The organism is Gluconobacter sp. DsW_056, assembly GCF_002153595.1.
GTDB lineage: Bacteria > Pseudomonadota > Alphaproteobacteria > Acetobacterales > Acetobacteraceae > Gluconobacter > Gluconobacter albidus.
In genome coordinates, this window is record NZ_JOPF01000012.1 from 1 (window position 1) to 18,013 (window position 18,013).

At 55.0% G+C, this 18,013-nt stretch carries 15 protein-coding genes and 1 pseudogene; 8 read left to right on the forward strand and 8 right to left on the reverse strand.

Features of this window, described 5'->3' with window-relative positions:
- Positions 1-213 (reverse strand): annotated as a pseudogene (locus tag HK22_RS15345) (IS3 family transposase); the annotation flags it as partial.
- A 139-nt stretch (positions 214-352) separates the two neighbouring features.
- On the opposite strand from HK22_RS15345, the gene HK22_RS15000 reads away from it, so the two are divergent.
- From HK22_RS15000 to HK22_RS12135, 6 genes are all read left to right on the forward strand, one after another.
- Positions 353-598, forward strand: a complete 246-nt coding sequence (locus tag HK22_RS15000; RefSeq protein WP_143412419.1) for a hypothetical protein — start codon at positions 353-355, stop codon at positions 596-598.
- A gap of 154 nt (positions 599-752) precedes the next feature.
- The gene (locus HK22_RS15125; RefSeq protein WP_158093561.1) at positions 753-908 is read left to right on the forward strand and encodes a hypothetical protein; all 156 of its coding nucleotides are present in this window, start codon (positions 753-755) and stop codon (positions 906-908) included.
- Positions 909-1,377: 469 nt separating this feature from the next.
- The gene (locus HK22_RS15225; RefSeq protein WP_082780066.1) at positions 1,378-2,019 is read left to right on the forward strand and encodes a tyrosine-type recombinase/integrase; all 642 of its coding nucleotides are present in this window, start codon (positions 1,378-1,380) and stop codon (positions 2,017-2,019) included.
- 425 nt (positions 2,020-2,444) lie between these two features.
- Complete coding sequence (locus tag HK22_RS12125) at positions 2,445-2,963, forward strand: helix-turn-helix domain-containing protein (RefSeq protein ID WP_086649444.1); 519 nt, start codon at positions 2,445-2,447, stop codon at positions 2,961-2,963.
- An 89-nt stretch (positions 2,964-3,052) separates the two neighbouring features.
- On the forward strand, positions 3,053-3,280 hold the full coding sequence (locus HK22_RS12130) for an AbrB/MazE/SpoVT family DNA-binding domain-containing protein (protein WP_086649445.1): 228 nt from the start codon (positions 3,053-3,055) through the stop codon (positions 3,278-3,280).
- Entirely contained in the window at positions 3,280-3,675 is a 396-nt protein-coding gene (locus HK22_RS12135; RefSeq protein ID WP_086649446.1) for a type II toxin-antitoxin system death-on-curing family toxin, read from the forward strand. The genes HK22_RS12130 and HK22_RS12135 overlap by 1 nt, the downstream gene beginning before the upstream one ends.
- Positions 3,676-3,887: 212 nt before the next feature.
- Here HK22_RS12135 and HK22_RS12140 read toward each other — a convergent pair whose 3' ends face one another.
- The 6 genes from HK22_RS12140 to HK22_RS12165 all read right to left on the reverse strand — a co-directional run bounded on the left by HK22_RS12140 (position 3,888) and on the right by HK22_RS12165 (position 12,418).
- Complete coding sequence (locus HK22_RS12140) at positions 3,888-4,805, reverse strand: restriction endonuclease (protein ID WP_086649447.1); 918 nt, start codon at positions 4,803-4,805, stop codon at positions 3,888-3,890.
- A 4-nt stretch (positions 4,806-4,809) separates the two neighbouring features.
- Positions 4,810-6,138, reverse strand: coding sequence for a restriction endonuclease subunit S (locus tag HK22_RS12145; protein WP_086649448.1), 1,329 nt, complete (start codon positions 6,136-6,138; stop codon positions 4,810-4,812).
- Positions 6,135-7,601: an N-6 DNA methylase gene (locus tag HK22_RS12150; RefSeq protein WP_086649449.1), complete on the reverse strand. Its 1,467-nt coding sequence runs from the start codon at positions 7,599-7,601 to the stop codon at positions 6,135-6,137. Before HK22_RS12150 ends, HK22_RS12145 begins: the two co-directional genes overlap by 4 nt.
- Entirely contained in the window at positions 7,602-10,979 is a 3,378-nt protein-coding gene (gene hsdR, locus HK22_RS12155) for a type I restriction-modification system endonuclease (RefSeq protein WP_086649450.1), read from the reverse strand.
- Between the two features lie 43 nt (positions 10,980-11,022).
- A complete protein-coding gene (locus HK22_RS12160; RefSeq protein ID WP_086649451.1) occupies positions 11,023-11,595 on the reverse strand; it encodes a recombinase family protein in 573 nt (190 codons plus the stop codon).
- A 145-nt stretch (positions 11,596-11,740) separates the two neighbouring features.
- Positions 11,741-12,418, reverse strand: coding sequence for a recombinase family protein (locus HK22_RS12165; RefSeq protein WP_086649452.1), 678 nt, complete (start codon positions 12,416-12,418; stop codon positions 11,741-11,743).
- A gap of 2,234 nt (positions 12,419-14,652) precedes the next feature.
- Here HK22_RS12165 and HK22_RS12170 point away from each other — a divergent pair.
- On the forward strand, positions 14,653-15,504 hold the full coding sequence (locus tag HK22_RS12170) for a hypothetical protein (RefSeq protein WP_233142616.1): 852 nt from the start codon (positions 14,653-14,655) through the stop codon (positions 15,502-15,504).
- Between the two features lie 860 nt (positions 15,505-16,364).
- Here HK22_RS12170 and HK22_RS12180 read toward each other — a convergent pair.
- Positions 16,365-17,252, reverse strand: coding sequence for a hypothetical protein (locus HK22_RS12180; RefSeq protein ID WP_143412420.1), 888 nt, complete (start codon positions 17,250-17,252; stop codon positions 16,365-16,367).
- A 156-nt stretch (positions 17,253-17,408) separates the two neighbouring features.
- On the opposite strand from HK22_RS12180, the gene HK22_RS15005 reads away from it, so the two are divergent.
- A complete protein-coding gene (locus HK22_RS15005; protein WP_143412421.1) occupies positions 17,409-17,597 on the forward strand; it encodes a hypothetical protein in 189 nt (62 codons plus the stop codon).
- The last annotated feature ends 416 nt before the right edge of the window (positions 17,598-18,013 follow it).

The window sequence follows — 18,013 nt, forward strand, 5'->3', positions numbered from 1 at the left end:
CAGGGCCGTCAGTTCCCGCGCCAGAAGATAACCCAGGCGGCGATAGCCAAAGCAGCGTCCTTGGTCCGTCCGTTCTCGTAGGCGCTGGCGCAGGGCAGCATCGTCCGCTCCGGTAGAAACATACCGCGCGACACGTCTGGCAACATCAACAAGCGCACAGGCTCGGCGTTCACTCAGGGCCAGGGCTTTCTGAATGTGTCGAACATGCCGCAAACAATCCGAAGGAAGTGAAGTGGCTAGTAGGATTTGTGCTCGCCCAGCATGAGCAACTTGAGGCACAGCTTTTGACTGAATTTAAGAATACGTGGTCATGGGTCGAAGTAAATCTCGCGCTTCGCGCAGAATACCCGGCATGAGCGGGCGAACTGACAAAGCCGTCAAAGTCATAGCCGCTAAAATTGGCATGATGTCGTTTGAATACCGGGCTGAAGTGATAGCGCGGTTGCGGGCAATCGAGGGATTTGCGCACTGCCAATCGCCCAAGCCGGCATGTCGATACGTCGAGATTATTTCTCGTGAAGCAGGGAAACGCCTTATGGAAGATTGTGCATCTGCAACTCGCAGTTTCAATATTCGCACCTTCTCAGGTGAAGCATGAGAGGGCGGACGGATGCGGAACTTTTCGTATGACTGCGGGACATTCCAGCCCATGAGGTGCGTCCCGAGCATCAGGACGCAGTCCGGGTAGCGGTGAATGCTGCGATGGATGATTGGGAGAAAGATCGCGCAGCCATGGACGCGGAGGAACGGGAATGAGTGAGATACTCGAAGAAACCCTGACCTTTCAGGATGTTCTGAACCGCCTCAAAGACCGCGTCGGACGCACGAAGCTCCGCGAGCGCCTGGACCGCGTGTGGGACTTTCATGGAGGCCCCACGCATCGTCGCTGGGGTCACCGCATCATCTGAGCCTGGAATGTCACTCAAACTCGTCAAACATGCCAGATTGGAAACTTACTACGTTCGCGGAACCGTCAAAGGACAGAGCATTTACGAAAGCTCAGGAACTTCTGACCCCCAGCAGGCGGAAGAATAAAGGGCGAAGCGCGAAGCCGAACTCTGGCAGGAAAGCATCTATGGCAAGCGGTCCGTTGTAACCTTTGCCCATGCGGTCTCTGCCTATGCTGAGGCAGAGCCGCGCTCCGAGGCAACCAAGGCCTATCTGCGTCGTCTGCTGGACCATTTCGGTACCACGCGTCTGGCAGACATCGACCAGATAGCGCTCGACCAAGCCTATCGGCATATTCTGCGTGATGGAGCCGAAGCCAGTCCTGCCACAAAGGTCAGGTCCGTTCTCACGCCTCTGCGATCCGTTCTGGAATTTGCCGCTGTTCGGAGATGGTGCGAGCGGCCGGCGTTCGACAAGCCGCGCATTCCGATAAGCCGGACGGTTTATCTCAGGCCCGAGCAGGTGACGAGCTTGATCGATAACGCGGCGCCACACCTGAAGCCGTTGCTGGTCTTTCTGTTCGGAACCGGTGCGCGCATGTCAGAGGCTCTCGAACTGGACTGGTCCTGCGTGGACCTAAGGGGAAGACGGGCTGTTGTCTGGCAGAAGCAAGGGAACGAGCGGCATATCGATCTGCCGCCCCGCGTCTGTGCATCGCTGGCGTCTCTGCCCAATCGAGACGGCCGCCTGTTCCGTCCGGTCCGTGCCCGAAAGTCGAGAAACGGGAAGGGGAGGGAAATCGGTCAGGCGTATTCGGAAAATGGACGCACTAGCGGTGGCCAGATCAAATCCGGATGGTCGGTGGCTTGTCGCAAAACGGGTCTGCCGGGGCACATGCGCGTCTGGATACCCAAGGGGCAGGAGAAACCGAAGAGCGTATTCGTTCCGGACGTCACTCCGCATGATGCCCGTCACACCTGGGCAAGTTGGCAATACTGCCTGCACAAGGATCTGATGCGCCTCAAGGCTGACGGTGGATGGGGTAACATCACGACAGTCACCCGTTACGCCAAGGTGATGCCGGAGGCTTACCGGGCCGAGATATTGGAATGGCTGGGCATCAGGGATTGAACTCACCGCCCCCGATTCGCAGGAGTACGCTGATCCAGAGAAGAGTGCACGGATTTTGCACGGATTTGCTCGGTCACAACCGGCTTTATGCGGCACGAAGAGGCTCTAAGCGACCCAGACTAATCAGTCCAATGCACTGAAAGGATCACTAGAAACTCTATATTTTCAAGGAGTTATCACCGGACCGAGTGGTGGGCGCAACAGGGATTGAACCTGTGACCTCTACCATGTCAAAACCGGCTGCCCCCAACGAAATCAGAGACTTACAGAGTCAAGCACGTTCAAAAACGGCACGCACGATCAAGGAAAAATCGTGCAATGCATGCGAATAGCGTACTAGAAACTGATTCTGTTGTCACGGATCTCCAGACCTTTCGGGCAAGTTTTTTTCACAGCGTTCTGGTTTCGAACGGGAGTGCGGAGCGATGAGTCGCTATGCTTCCGTTAAGGCAGCTTTCCGCAAGCAGGTTATGAGCCTCTTTTATGAATACAAACTAAAGCCGTCCGAAAAGTCAGTGCTCATGACGCTCGCTACCTTCCTGGGGGCGGATGGGCTCTATCCGAGCCATGATGCAATCGCTCGGGCTTGCCGGTATTCCGTGCGAACCGTCATCCGGGCGCTTGAAAGAGGCTATGAACTCGGACTGGTCGAGCGAGCTTATCGGCGCAAGCGGGTTGAGGGGCGATGGGTGAGAACCAGCAATACCTACAAGCTGCTTATCAAGGCCGCTGATCAGGTTCGCGCGGCTGGAAAACATATGGCTCGCGCCATTTTCCGTGGTGTGAGGGTTCTAAGTGACAAAATGGCGCAGAAGGCGTCTATAGATATACATATCAAAGAGAAAGGACTGCTTTCAGGGCGTCGATATCCGGAACCGCACGGTCCAAGCCAGCTTTCACCCAGCGAGTGGGTGGAAATCATCAAAAGTTGGGAAACCACCTGACACGCAATTCGGTCTGAACAGCACTGCTAAAGGGCTTTTGGGGCTTGTCACCTTTGACATGGCCCTGTTCCGTATTACGGAACAGGGCCATGGAAACTGTCGTCGTTCGCAAACAGGGTAATTCTGTTGGTGTTATCCTTCCGGCGGAAACACGTATCCGTCTTGGTCTGGAAGTCGGGCAGAAACTTACGCTGTTCGAAATGGCCGATGGCATCAAGCTCGTGAAGCGCAATCTCAAACTTGCGCGTCAGATGCAGATGGCGCGTGAGATACTGCGTGAGCAGGCAGACGTTTTGCAGGAACTGGCTAAGCGCTGATGGACGATGCGCCTGAGTTTCTGGAGCCTGATGTAGTGCTGTTCATGCGTGATCAGGCTCTGAGGGAATACGGCGGAACCCACGGCCTCAAAAGTGAAGATTTGCTGCATAGCGCGTTGGGCCGCGCAGAAAACCGCTGGTACTATGCCGAAGCGCCGAAGCCGGACATCGCGACTCTGGCGGTTGCCTACGCTTATGGCATTGCGCGTAATCATCCCTTCAATGATGCCAACAAGCAGACAGCTTGGAGTTGCTGCGTTCTTTTCCTTCGGCTGAATGGAACTCGTGTGCAGGTCAGTGCCCCGGACGCGGTCGCGGACATGGTGGCACTTGCCTCTGGCCCAATACAATGCAGGAAGAGGCGTTTGCGATATGGCTCCGGCGGCGTTCTCTGAACGAGTAGATAGAGAGTTCTTACGATTTCAGGAGGTCGATTAGGAACTATGAATAGACTTCATCATTCCCACTCGATTATAAATTACAGAAATTTCTATAGAAAAACCAGTTATTTATATTTCCAATTGACATCGATGCCATGAAAAATACCCCTTCCGGAAAAAATACTCGTTGGCACGGTACAGTCTTGATCCGGTAGCGCACTGCTGAGCTATTCCTCCGAAAAAAAGTCCTCATCGAGCCGCTTGAACTCAATCCTGCGGCTAACACGAACGCCCACGCCATATTCGATCATCAGGTCGGTCAGCCGCTCCCCATCGATCAGGATGACTCTCTGGGCGAGGTGCTTAACGTAGTCCCTCGCCTGACTGCTGAAGGTAGAGGTGGTGACAAACACGCCCTTCGTGGCACCGTGGCCGACCAAGCTGCCGACGAAGGCCTGCACATCAGGACGGCCGACCGTTGTTTCAGCGTAGCGCTTGGCCTGCACGTAGACCCGGTCCAGTCCCAGCCTGTCTTCGTTAATGACACCGTCCACGCCGCCGTCGCCCGAACGGCCGAGTTGGGTGGCCGCATTCTTGTGCGACCCGCCATAGCCCATGGCGATCAGCAGATCGACGATCAGTTGCTCGAAGAAGGCCGGTGTGTTCTGGACGATACGTTCCAGCAGGTCCGCGCGGAGGGCCGATTGCACGGCCTGATAGGCCGCCTCAATCTGTTCCTCCGGCGTGCCGGTTTCGACCGACGGAGCGATGGCAACAGGGGCGGCATTATCTTCAGAAAACTTCTGACCACTGTAAAATTCGCGGAAACCTTCATAGTTTTTCAACTCATCCACGCCGATGCGCTCTGGAGAGGCCGCCAGCAGTGCCCGCCCGGCATCCGTCGCGATGAAACGCCCCCGCTTTGGGGAGGCCAAGAGGCCCGCCTTGGACAAATAGAATTTTGCCCATTGGATACGGTTGTACAGCAGGCGTTGCCGTCCACTGGGTAGCATTTCTTCGCGTTCATCGGGGCTGAGGCCGAGATCATCCGCGATGCGCTCGGCGGCATCGGCCACGCGCTGCTCGCCACTGGTGGCGAGGCGCAGGACCGGCAGCATCAATGTCTGATAATCGGGAATGGCCATGGGGTCAGGCCGCTTTCTTGCGGCCGCGTTTGGCCTTTGGCGCGGCGCTGCGTTCTGCCCGGATGCGATCGAGCAAGGCGCTCGCGGGTTCGTCGGCGGGGTCTTGCGGCACGAGTTCGCCCTTGAAGGCTTTGGCCAACACCGATTGATCGAGGTGATCGATCAGCTTGCGGGCGCTGGTGGTATCGACCGTAATCCGATTGATCCAAGACAAAGCCCTCTCGATACGTCGAACAATTTCTTCCTGCTCTTGCACTGAAGGAAGATCGAAGCGGAAAGCAGCCAACTTCTTCGCATTGATGTTCGACTGACTCACGCCGTCGGTCTTCACTTCCCAGCTATAGGCGCGCCCGTTTGGTGCATTGAGGCAATATGTTAGGAATGCAGGCAACAGCTGCGGCTTACACCGCACCTTGATGAGATAACCGGCATAAATGGCTTCGCGTTTCCCTGTGAATAGCGCGGTTTTACCAACCAGCGCCGGGCTATTGGTGCGATTGAACAGAACATCGCCGTTCTTCAGTCGGTATTTTGCGATTTCCGCAGCGTCGTCCGTAAAAACGAGGTCCTCCCAGTCGAGTTTGCCGTCTTGAATGTTCCCCATGCGGAGAACCGGCACACGCCCCTGTTTTGCAGATTTCGCAGCGGAACCGTAGTTAAAGCCCTCAGCTACTTCGCCAAGTAAAACGCTGCGCGTTGCTGCTAAACTGCGACCTTCGCGCCACTCTCGCGTCAAATCGCCCCGGAAGGCGGCGGCGAGGATGGCCTGTTTGTATTTCTCGACGAGGCGGGGAATGTGGTCGAGATGGTCGCGGGCGCGTCTGGATTTGCCGGTGAGGCTGTCGATCTTCGCCACGATCCGCCGCTGTTCGGGGAGTGGCGGTACCGGTAAGGACAGACTCGAAAGAATGGAAGCATTTGCACCAGGCTGTGCCGTTCCCTTGGCAACGGTTTGTATCTGCGACCAATAATCGCGAGACTGCATGAACGACCATACGTAATCGGGACCAACCGCGGAGTTCAACCGCACACGGATTAGATACGAAGCAAACACGGCCTTTTCCGGGACCGAGCGTATCAAATAGCTTTTCCCGGTCGTCGCGCCGGTGCGCGCAATTACAATATCGCTTGCGACGAGCATTGTCCTCTCATCCGGCTTGTCAGTACAGCGCGGAACTGTTTCCCAGTTGACGCAGCCATTTTGTATATCCGTGATGCGGAGTAGTTTTGGTCTGCCGCCACCGACTGTGGATGCCGTTGTGAAACCGTAGCCTATGTCAGTTGCCAACTCCCCAAGACGAGAACGGCTCCACCCAATCGGCAAACTGCTCATGCTGCTGCCTCCGCCATCGCAACTTCTTCTTCAACGCTGTCCGGCTCTAACTCCTCCGAAAGCGTTTCAATTTCCTCCAGCGCTGCCCTCAAATGCCCGATGATCGCCGCAGCGATATCCTCCGGCTCGGTCAACGACTCTTCCGCCTCCGCTTCGGTATCGCGAAGCCAGCTTATGTCGAGGTTGTCGTTACGTCCCGTAATGGCAGCGCGGTCGAACTTACGCCAACGGCTGTCCTCCCCACCATCTGTCCGTTTGGCTCCGCCATTGGCATCCGCGCCATACGCCCTCTCAAAATCCGCGAAGTCAGCAACGGTCAGCGGTCGTGTCTTGCCATAGGCAGGAGCATTTGCCCTCATGTCATACACCCAGACGGCCTTGGTGTTGCCCTTGTCGCTCTTGCCACGTTGGAAGAACAGAACATTGGTCTTGACGCCCTGTGCGTAGAAAATGCCAGTCGGCAGGCGCAGGATGGTGTGCAGGTCGCACAGATCCATCAGCCAGGTGCGCAGGCGGCGGCCGGTGTTGTCCTCGAACAGGACGTTATCAGGGATAACCACTGCGGCGCGGCCACCGGGGACCAAGGCTCGCACGATATGTTCGACGAAGGCCAATTGCTTGTTCGACGTATCTGCCGTGATGGAGAAGTCGGAACGGGTCGGACGCCCACCACCCTTTTTGGTGCCAAAGGGCGGATTGGTCAGGATCAGATTGGCCTTGGGCAGCGCCTCACCATCGGGCGAAAGCGTGTCGATGTTCTCCATCCCGCCTTCGATGCCATGAAGCAGCAAATTCATCATGCTCAGGCGATGGGTGTCCGGCACGAGTTCCGCACCAGAAAAGGCGTTGTGCCGCTGGAAGAAGGCCTGTTGCTCCGTCAGGGTGTAGAGATCATCGGTATGATCCTTGATGTAGCGATCGGCGGCGACGAGGAAACCCGCCGTTCCGCCTGCCGGATCCTGGATCACTTCCCCCGACTGCGGCTGCATGAGGCGTACAATGCAATCGATCAGCGGACGAGGCGTGAAGTATTGCCCCGCGCCGGATTTCTTGTCGGCTGCGTTCTTTTCCAACAGGCCTTCATAGAGGTTGCCCAGCCCCTCTTCGCGCGCAGAGAACCAGTCGAGTTGATCGATATTGGAGGTCAGTGCTTTGAGGTTGGTTGGCTTGCGCAGACGGGTCTGGGCGTCGATGAAAATCGCGCTGACGAGCGCATCTTTCGCTTTGCCGAGTTCCAGCAACATCGCCTTGTAATAATCCAGCTGTTCCAAGCCTTCTCGTTTGGCAAGCAGGCCCCATCGCCAATCTTTCGGCAAACGCTCTTCCTTGCCTGTCTCCTCCAGCATCTTGAGGAACAGTAGGTAAGTCAGCTCTGTCACATATTCGTTGTAGGTGACGCCATCATCGCGCAAGACGTTGCACAGGCTCCAAAGCTTGGCGACGATGTCAGTGGTCGTGCTCATTTACGCGGTCTTCTTCCACAATTCTTCGTTAATCCCGGCGAGGATGCTTTCCAGCTCTCCGCCGAACACTTTATTAAGACGATTGAAACCGCCATCGGCGATGAATGGCTCCTTGTCGATCGCCACACGATCCACCACAATCTCTTTTTCGATCTGCTCGCCGATCCGCTTGAGCCAGCGTTTCTGTGGGTCTGTCCATGCACGGCTCGCCATGATGGCGCGCATCGCGTGCCGCACACGGTCTTCATAAGGGATCAGGGCATCGCCCAGGGCTGCCTGCCGGACGAAGCCGATGACAGACGCGGCAATTTCCTCATTGCGTGCATCCGCCCACGCACGGCGCAGATTAGCGTCGGAAAAGCCCTTGGAGTCTAGGGCAAGGCGCAATGCCTTCAGATCGGCGCGGGTCAGATCACGAGGGCGTTGCACGACGACTTTGAGTGCTGCGATCGTGTTGATATTGTCGCGCACGAAGGCGGCGAAGCTGTCCAGAAAATCCTCAGGCTTTGCGCCGCTGCCATAACCGCGCGACACTTCAACGATATGATCCGCGTGCTTGGAAATCGGAACATAACCGACATTATCACCATCAGCCTGCCAATCGAGGATAGGGCCGATCGCAGCATGATCCTTCAGCCATGCGGCAAGGCCCGGTGCATCACCGGACATGACCCGTTGCAGCATCGCCTCCGGCGTTTCGCCCGCTGAGGCCTCAAACTGCTGTCTTGCATCATCGGTCAGCTTTTTGATCCGACGACGCAGCTTCACGGCGAGCTGCTCGCGAATGGCCTCCCGCTGCTCATCGTTCTGCGCTGCTGTCATTTCGTGGACGAGCTGGGAAAAGCTGATCGAAGGGTTAACGACGACCGGCTTCATGTCGGTCATGTTCTGGAGGTGGGGATAGAGATCGACGGCGTCGAAAATCCGGAAGACTTCTTTGCCTATTTCCGGACACTGACGCGTGGCGCGACCAATCATCTGTTCATACAGGATGCGACTGTTCACCCGGCGCAGGAACACGAGGTTGGTGATTTTTGGCACATCAATGCCAGTGGTAAGGAGGTCGACGGTCACAACGATTTGCGGATTGGCATCGTTGCGGAACGAGCGAATCCAGCTCTTCACCTTGTCCACGCTACCCGTGATTTTTTTGACGGCTGCGTCGTCAATCTCGCCATAGTGCTCAGCAAATGCGGTTTTGATCGCGCTGACCACCATATCCGCATGGGCATCAGTGGCTGCGAAGATCAGCGTTTTACCGGGTAGCGCTGGATCGATGTGGCGCGCTAGTTCCTCCGCCACGACACTATTGAACTTGGGGGTGATAACCTGACGGTTGAATGCCTCTACCTCAAAACGGATTTCGTCCGGCGCATGAGCCAGATCGACTTCGCCGGTCCGGGTGTTGAGCAGTTCAAGCTCTTCATTCTTCTCGAATTTGATACCCGCGCGCGCTAGCGCTGTTTCGATGCGAATCGGCGGCTCATGGTCAATCAGGAATCCATCCACCACGGCTTCGCGATAGGAATAGGTGAAGACTGGATCACCGAAAATATCCGTGGTGTGAAGCGCAGGCGTGGCCGTCAGGCCGATCTTGACCGCGTCGAAATAGTCCAGCACGCGCCGATATTTGGAGATGTAGTCGTCCTGCCCCCTAAAGCTCAGTTCGGCATCCGACATTTCCCGGTCGAGCAGATAGCCCCGGTGACATTCGTCAATGACCATCAGGTCATATTGGTCCACAGGCGGCACGGATGCTGCATCGGCGGCGAACAGCACACGCTTCACCAAGCCCTGAATAGTGCAGATGTGGACCTTGGTTTCCACATCCGGGGTCACGTCTCCCAGACCCTTTAGGCCAAAGATTTCCGCGAATGTCTTGCCGGATACGACTTTGGTTGTCGAAAACTCTCCCTCAGTCTGATCGCCAAGGGCGCTGCGATCAACCACGAAGCATATGCGCCGGAACCGCTTCACTGAGAGCAAGCGGTACAACATGGCGATGGCCAGCTTGGTCTTTCCAGTTCCGGTTGCCATCGCGACCAGAACAGCCCGCTGTTCAGCCGACAGGGCGGCTTCCACGGACCGGATGGCGCTTTCCTGATAATGGCGAAGCGGAAAGCCGAATTCGAACGGCTGCGCCTGTAGCGCGGCATCAGCAGCATCTTGATCGACTTCAAGCAGGCCGGTCAGACCTTCCGGCGTCGGCCAGTCAACCAATGCGCGGCGATGGTTCGCGGCTCGCCGGGTGTCGCGAAACCAGATGCCGCTCTCTGTCTCGATTTGCCTGAGATAAGATCTGCCATTCGCGCTGAAAGCAAATGCCACTTTGTGCTCACCCCAAGGGCCACCGGCATAACTGAAATCGGCGCTATCCTTAATGCCGATCGAGTAACGCTCAGCCTGATCGATCGCAGCGGAAACATTCTTTCGGCGGCGCTTCGCTTCCACGACCCCGACCAGGGTGGTTCCGACAAACAAGGCGTAATCAGCCGGGCCATTTGCAGTAGGCCATTCAGCGATAGCGAGATTGCGACCTTTGACTGGGCGAACACCATTAGCGTATCGAAGCTCGCGGGTGTTCGCCTCCCATCCACGGTCGCGAAGTTGCTGGTCTATGAGCGCGCGTGTTTCCGCCTCGTCGAGGTCAATCTTTATCGCAGCCTTTTCGCCTCGCTCCACCAACTGAGCAGCTACAGCGCGAGGGGTGGCCTCCGCCTCAGCTTGGAGTGCAGCGAGCTTGGCAGTGACCTCGGCCTTCTCGGCATCGATGTCCTGAGCGATCTTCTCCCAGGCGGAACGCTCCTCAGCCTCGCGCGTCAACCTCTCTTCTACTGCTTCCCGCGCGTGAGCGTGCTCCTCAGCCTCAAGGCGAGCGCGCGCCGCATCACCTTCACTTTCCGCTACTTTTTGCCTAAGATTTTCGATCTCTTCGCGCAGCGCAACCGTCGCATCGACAGGCTTGCGCGGCGGAACAAAGGCACCGGACCGAAAGTCTGCTGCACGGCCATAAGTCCTATGAAACCAGATACCTAGCGACCAAGCGAATTTCAACGCCGTAAGGGCGGTAGAGTGGTCACCCGTTGCTTCATGCACCGCGCGGTTTCCAGCCTTCCGCAAGGCATGGAAAATATCAGCGGCTTCTTTCGGTATCAGGCGATCATAAGAAAGGCGTCGCAGGGTTTCTTCGAATGTTTCACGCTCATCACGATAAACCGCATGATGGGCAGCGACCAGCTTCGCCATCAATTCTGCGAACTGTCGCAGCTTCACGATCGCCGTGGAGGGATCGCTAGGGAAATAGCTTTCCGCGAGACCACCAAGAGTCACCAGTTGTTTGTTGTGCGGCGCTAAGAAATCGAAGTTCAACGAATTCATCGTACACCTCGGTTCTTGATCGAGTGTTTATGTCCCGCAAAAGTCATGAATGCCTCGGGGCAACGACGCCTACGTGCTTGTAGAGCGTGGTCCGGGAAACTCCATAACGTCGGGCCACGTCAGCAACCTGAATTTCTGGGTCGCGCAGGAGCGCCTTGATCTCGCGGACCTGCTTCTCCCCAAGCTTGGGTTTGCGGCCGCCGGAGCGGCCTCTAGCGCGAGCAGCGGCCAGGCCAGCATGGGTGCGCTCGCGGATCAGGCTACGCTCGAACTCCGCCAGGGCAGCAAACACGTGAAAAACGAGCTTTCCAGCAGCACTGCCGGTCTCAATTTTCTCGGTTAGGCTTTCGAAGCTGATGCCGCTGCGTTCAAGATCAGCCACAATCTGCACCAAGTCGGGTAGACTGCGACCGAGCCTGTCTAAGCGCCACACCACGAGCGTGTCGCCGTTACGGAGAGCCTTGCGGCACTGCTCAAGCTCAGGGCGTGTGGCGCTCTTACCGCTCGCGGCCTCTTCATAGATGACACCGCACCCGGCCTGCTGAAGCGCGTCGCGCTGTAGATCCAGATGCTGGTCTTCCGTGGAGACCCGCGCATATCCAATACGCTGATTCATTGACGAAACCGGAACATTGAAAACTTGACGGCAATGCTAACCCAGCGGATGCCGTTCGGCTAGTCCGGAATGCCCATTTTCAACCTGTCCAGAAAATGACCGTTTTATGAACAGTGATAATCATAAGGTTCGATAATGCTTGATCTTATGCCGTTTCTAAAGACGCTGCGCTGGCATACTCAAGCCATATCTTTTTCACATGGCTTGGACTGCAGTCTATCAAACGCGCTGTTTCCAAGATGCTGTTTCCTGCTTCGCGCAAAGTGATAATGCGCTCGTGCACTTCATGGTTTGGTTTTCGCCCGCGATAGCGCCCCGAGGCTTTCGCCTGCTCAATACCCTGTTTTTGACGTGCCCTCATTTCTTCGTAGTTTTCCCGCGCGGTTTGTAGGGCAAGTCGTAGAAGCATCTCTTGTTTGACTTCTAGGTCACCGTATATCACGGCATCAGTTTCGGATGGAACTTCAGATAGATCTACCAATCCGGGAATGACAAGCCGAACTCGATACTGCCGGATAGCCTGAACCAGCCTATCTGCTTCTCCCAACGGAAGGTGACTAAGACGGTTCATTTTTTCTGCGACTACTAGTTCTCCTGCTTGGAGATCAGAGATCATTCTTCCCAATTCAGGTCGATCGGGGGATGGGCCAGATGGCTTTTCTCTGTATATAGCAGAAATATAATATCCTGACATTCTAATATTCTCTATTATTTTATCCTGCCTTATTTGATCATGCTTGTTGTTACTAATTCGAAGATAAAATCGCGCTATATTTGGATAAATGTTACTAATTTTATTTTGTTTTATTTTTTCTGGGGTCATCGGGGAAGGTTCAATTTTACTACTCGGAGCTTTTTTAGATTTCAAACGAAAATCTCACTCTAAAAAATATTCTTATCTACAATGCTTTAAGAAGCATAGGGCTATGGAATGCTGCTGTAACTCCTCTCCTCGCTTGTCCACAAAGCACTTACGAGCATCGTGTAAATGGTGAGGTTCAGAGAGCTGGAGGCCTCCCTGAACCTCGTCGTGCAACCGTGTAGGAGGCATAAATAGCTTGGAGGAAAAATTGGAAGTTATGCAAGCCAAGCTTGGAGAGGGAGAAGCAAATTAATGCTTCTCCCTCGGACCTGTTGACCGGTCAGCCGTTCCCAAGGGGACAGCCGAAGGACTACCTGTGTAACGCCCAGGTCCCAGGAAAGGGGCATCCTCTTTTACCGCAGGTTTTGCCGGTTACCCGGCGTACAGAACTCGACATCCTCATAAGATTATCTCCTGATTGCTGCATGTGCATTGATTGCTGATTGTTGGAAAACTGCCAGTTTTAAGGGGAATGCGACCAACATTCCCTTTTCCCCCGGTCGATCGTGGTACCACCCACGAGGACCAGGAACATCGTCACCGGGTGCCGCCAGGCACCCTTCTGTATTGCTTCTCTGTCGCATGGACCTTTCGAGACTTTGACAGGACGAGGAACCACCCTCGAAATCCCTGCCTCTACCCAACGCTTCGGATAAACCGCGAAGGGGATTTTCACTCTACTAAGCCCGCTCCCGGTCATAGGCTGTCGCTCAGGAACCACCCCGAGCAGCCCTTAGACCTTCCCGCGTTATTCAGACGGATTTTAACGAGCAGTACGCGAGCATCTCACCATGATTGCTAGGCTCTTGGAGCCTTTCGACCGTGCCGGGGCACGGCCAATTTGGGGGGACCGAACATCCAAAGCGCCTCCCTTACTCACATCATGGTTTCCAATTTTACCCACCGGGACACTATAGGCCCCGGCACTCGCACTTTCTCTCCGCGCAGCGTCCTACTGAACGCCGTTACAGGCTTGAGCTATCCGACGATCCAGGTGGCTTGCGCCCCCTGGTACCGCCTCATCCAGGTTTCCCCTCTGAGGCCCATGACGGTTTCCCGCCATGCCGTCGCCCACCTGCGCGGCACACGTTCGACAATCCCTTGCCGCCCGTAGAACGGACTGGATACCGTTTCTCCCATCTGACAGGCTCACCCCTTGCCGAAACCGGCAGGGGTGGCCGTGTCCGCGTCGCCCATCTTCATCTTGAAATGTCAAAGATCGGATTGGATCGAACGGGGGAGTTTCACCCCCGAGCGCCCGTTGCAACCGGACGAGCCCGATTAAAGGCATCCGGCTACAGCAACAGATCGGGTGGGGCTGGTTAGGCCGCACCCTGCTTGCCGATGGTTAGACGGCAGGCGTGCCCCGACTGGGGCGGCAATACGAAGTGACGTGCTGAGGTGGTGGTTTGCAGCCTGGCCCTCTCCTTTCATGGGGCCGGATTGGTGGGGTGCTGTTGGCGCAGCACCGGAAGGATGGCGAGGGTCGGTCCTGATGCTTGGCGGGCATCGAAGATCGACCACGAGGGACACGATTTCGACGACCAGAATCAGGAACCGGGACGCCGGTTCTTTCGGTGTGCCAGCGACCGGCACGCATTACGGCTTTCTATGTGAGGATAGGGTGTCGGCATCCAGCCGCCCCGCGTATGTCAATCAACGCGCATGCAGGACGTGGAGGTCCTGCCAGGGCAGGATGCCTCACCCTGATTCTGCCCATCAAGTAATTTTTTATAGGATGTTCAATTAATTAAGTATTAGAGCAGCTTTCCGTTCGTATTCCGCTTATTTTATATGAAGTATACAACCCACCTCGCAATAGGTGAGTTTCCTTAAAAAATACCATTATAAATCAACAATCTATATAAAATTCGAACGTTATCGACGGTTATCGACGGAATCCGAACGAAATCGACGGTTATCGAACGTATTTGAACGAAAACGAACGTTTCTGAACGCCTGTCACGTCCTGGCCGCGCACTCACGTCAGGGTCTTGCTCGAATCAAGTATAGAATTATTAATGTATCGCGATACATTAATGTCAGGTGTTAAAATAGTGTATCTGTATTTTGACACTACCTTATTGTTTAATTTCTGTGTTACGGTTCGTGCGCGGATTTCTCAAAGTTAAAGTGTATTTAAGTGAGTATTTTATTGCCGCTTAAATATGCCGGTTGAACACAGAAAACGCGCCATGAACATGACTGAGGATATGCGCGGGAGTGCAAAAAATATGGCCGTAAATATGTTCAAAAGTGCTTTGGCAGTCACGATTTTTACGCTGTGCAGCATATCCGTTGATGCAAAAGCGCAGGTCATAGTGACCGATCCAAAGACCGAAGTTAGTACCGACCTGGGCTATCTCGAAGCTGCCAAGTCCTACCTGCAACAAGGTCAGCAGTACTACATACAGGGAGAGCAGTATTACGAACAGCTAGAGCAGGCGGCACAAGAAATACAGAATGCTAAAGGTCTGGATAATATCTCTTCATTGGGGGGTGGATCACTGGATTCTGATATTTCCCGCCTTGAGGGCCTCACGGATGACCTGAGTGATCTTTATTCACTGAACGGGTTTAGTGGGAATTTCTCTCAGGCAGCGAGAGAAGTTCTTTCCAGAACCTACAATCTACCGGGAAGCACCTGCGCCCAGGCAGGTGCGGCCAGCCTGATGGGCCTGGCCTCGGACAGCCCGACAGATGCCGGATACGATCGGGCGGCCCGTGATACCAACCAGTCCATGCGGGAGGCTGCATCTCTGGCGTCAGTGAACGAGTATCGTCAGGCATCGACCCGGGCGATGCAGCGACAGGACGAGGCTCTGGCCGACTTGGGGGATGATGATGTGGGGGCGTCCACGCAGCTCATCGCGGCCGAGCAGTCCACTGCGCTGCATCAGAACGACGCCAGCTTGCAGTTACAGCAGACCACGGCGGACATGGCTTTCCAACAGCATATTCGACAACTGGAAATCGAGAACGACATTGCTGAAAAGAACCTCAAGCATCTGCAAAAGGTGCAGGCTTTTGAAGCATCGAGTGACTGACATGAGACAGGCTCTATTGTTGGCTACAGTGGTGGCCGGGTTGGGTGTGGGCGAGCCCCACACGGCTCATGCACAAATCATAGACCCCGAATGGCGGGCGACGCAGGCCGCCATAAAAGCCGATGAGCAGAAGCAATGCCGGCACATGACGCTAACACGCAAGTTTCAGTGCCAAGAGCAGCTCCAGGAAACCTACACGGCAAAGGGACTTGTGCCAGGCACGATGCCCTATGTGCGTCGGCGATTTGGTGGAGAGAGCGTTCAGGGGCTTGACCAAGAGATACGATCTATCAACCGGACGTACAGCCAGGCACGCCGTTTGAACGGTTATGAGCATCCTCTGCCTGGTGAACTTACCGCAGACATGCAGCAAGGTAATGTCAGCTATCTGAGTAGGCTGATAGAGGAAAAGGGCGGGATGCCGCCGCTTCTACCATTCGGGAACAGATAGCGGTAGAAAAGAAGATAATTGTCTATCGCTACCTTTCGCAAGGAAGCGAATTTTTCAAGAAGGTAAGTGTTCGAGGATTGCATAATTGACGGCTGATTACGCCTCAAGGCAGACATCGAAGTGGTGATGATGGTTGCCCGAAAGCCGACATTGTTAGGCTAACTGCGATAGATCGAGTTTGGGACTAAGCCGCCATTTGCAAACCATCCGCTGAACGTCAAATTCTGCCAAATCTTGCCACACATAAGCCGGGCAAGAACGACACACGAACAACCCGGATAGCTAGCGTGTGCAAAGACGAAGGCAGGAACGCGACGCCGCAAATCGTTATCGAGCACTGGTCTCGAAATACTGATGGTTCCGAAATTCCCTCGAGCGCGGCGCTGGCATATGGCAATTGACCATGCTTTCAAGGCATCTTGCTGACAATCGGTATTGGTTCGAGCGTACTGTGTTGACATACTGACGGAAGTCCGTCCATTAGCTTAGGTTGGTCGTCAGCGGTGAACGCCGCGTAGGCACGTTTTGTGTAGTAGCTAATCGCGAGCTTCTGCCGGACCCCGCCAACAGTTTTTACGAATTCGTTCTCGACTAATTCGCCGATACCCTGCTCGATACGCTTCGAGGCTTCGATCGAAAGAATCGCTTTTGAGAATTCCTGTTGTTCGGTGGCGGGCCAACGCAAAACGCGTTGAATTTGCCTCGAAATCTTGCGACGGATCTTAGTCGCAAACGGGAGTGCCGATGAAGCGCGGTAGCCGTCGCCGACCGTAACGATGTCAGCGGCTGTTGGCGTCGTCAGCTCACTCGAAACCTCTTTATTATTCTTATTCCAGACAAGTTTACCGATCCAAGGATCGTTCGGTCCGGCCCACCCGAACAACACCATCTCCAAGTCCCGATGGGCTCCGAACTGGTGGTCTATGAGATAGCGTTCAGCGATCGTTTTCGCGAGGTTGAGCAGACCATCAGGTTCAGGCAGAGGGTTGCCAGGGTCCGGTGAACAAAGGAGGTTCATTGCTCGTTGAATATGTGAAATGACCGTCAGGGCTTCAAAGCAATGACCAGCGAAACCAATTCCGATGTTAGTTTCATAGTATGGGTTTACATGAGCGCCGAGCCCGTAAATCATGGAGTCCACCTTGAAGCAGCGTACCTCGATTGCGAATAACTTGATCGTCGCGTCGGAATGGACTTTCCAGATTCCGTTCACTTTCGAGGATGCTCGCGCGTCAGCGAGTGCCGAAAGCGACTTTACGCCGTAACTTTCGTCCAACCAGCAAGCTATAATCGTCAAACCATATCTCCAATCCGTCTCCGTGGTTCGGCCGCGAAAAACGATGTCAATATCGCCAGTTGTGACACGAGGCAAAGCGTGTCATCTCATGCCAGCTTCGATCGTCGCGTTCGTGAGCATTTTCAGCGCTCCTCCTTCACAGAGTAGGAGATTAGAATGGCAGAGGTAGTTAATTTCCGAGTGGTTAACGAAGAAAATGGCGCTTTACTCGGAATATCATCCTGTGATCACCCTCTCGAGGTTGGCACCTCCTTCAAGATGAAGGGGACGGATGTCGAATATACGATCAGATCGATTTCAATTGATCCAGATCCGGTGGAGTTTCCGATCACCCTTAAAGTTTGAGGTATGGGTGTACACGAGAACGCGGCCGCCCCATGATCACATAATTTAAGGCGAATGGTCTTTGGCAATCCAAGGGCATCTCGAGGTGACCCAATGAACCGTCCGCTGGTTATGCTGCATGGCATCCATCTCAATGACTATGGCGGCAGTCTGGATGGTTTCTATGCGGGCGGCTTCAAATGGTCTGCGGAGAATGAATGGGGTGGGGAGGTTCTGAATTTCAAGCCGACTTCCGGCCGCTGCTATGGCCACGTCGAAGTGCTTGTAACTCGATCCACATCGAGAAACTCGGGACCTCCTCCCCGAACGAGTCCATCGACAACGTTCTGGTCGTCTGGACCGCGCGGGATACATCGTCCCGTCGAGGGCCGATCGCGATCCGCGCTACGATCCCGCCCTGCTGGTCCAAGGTTCAG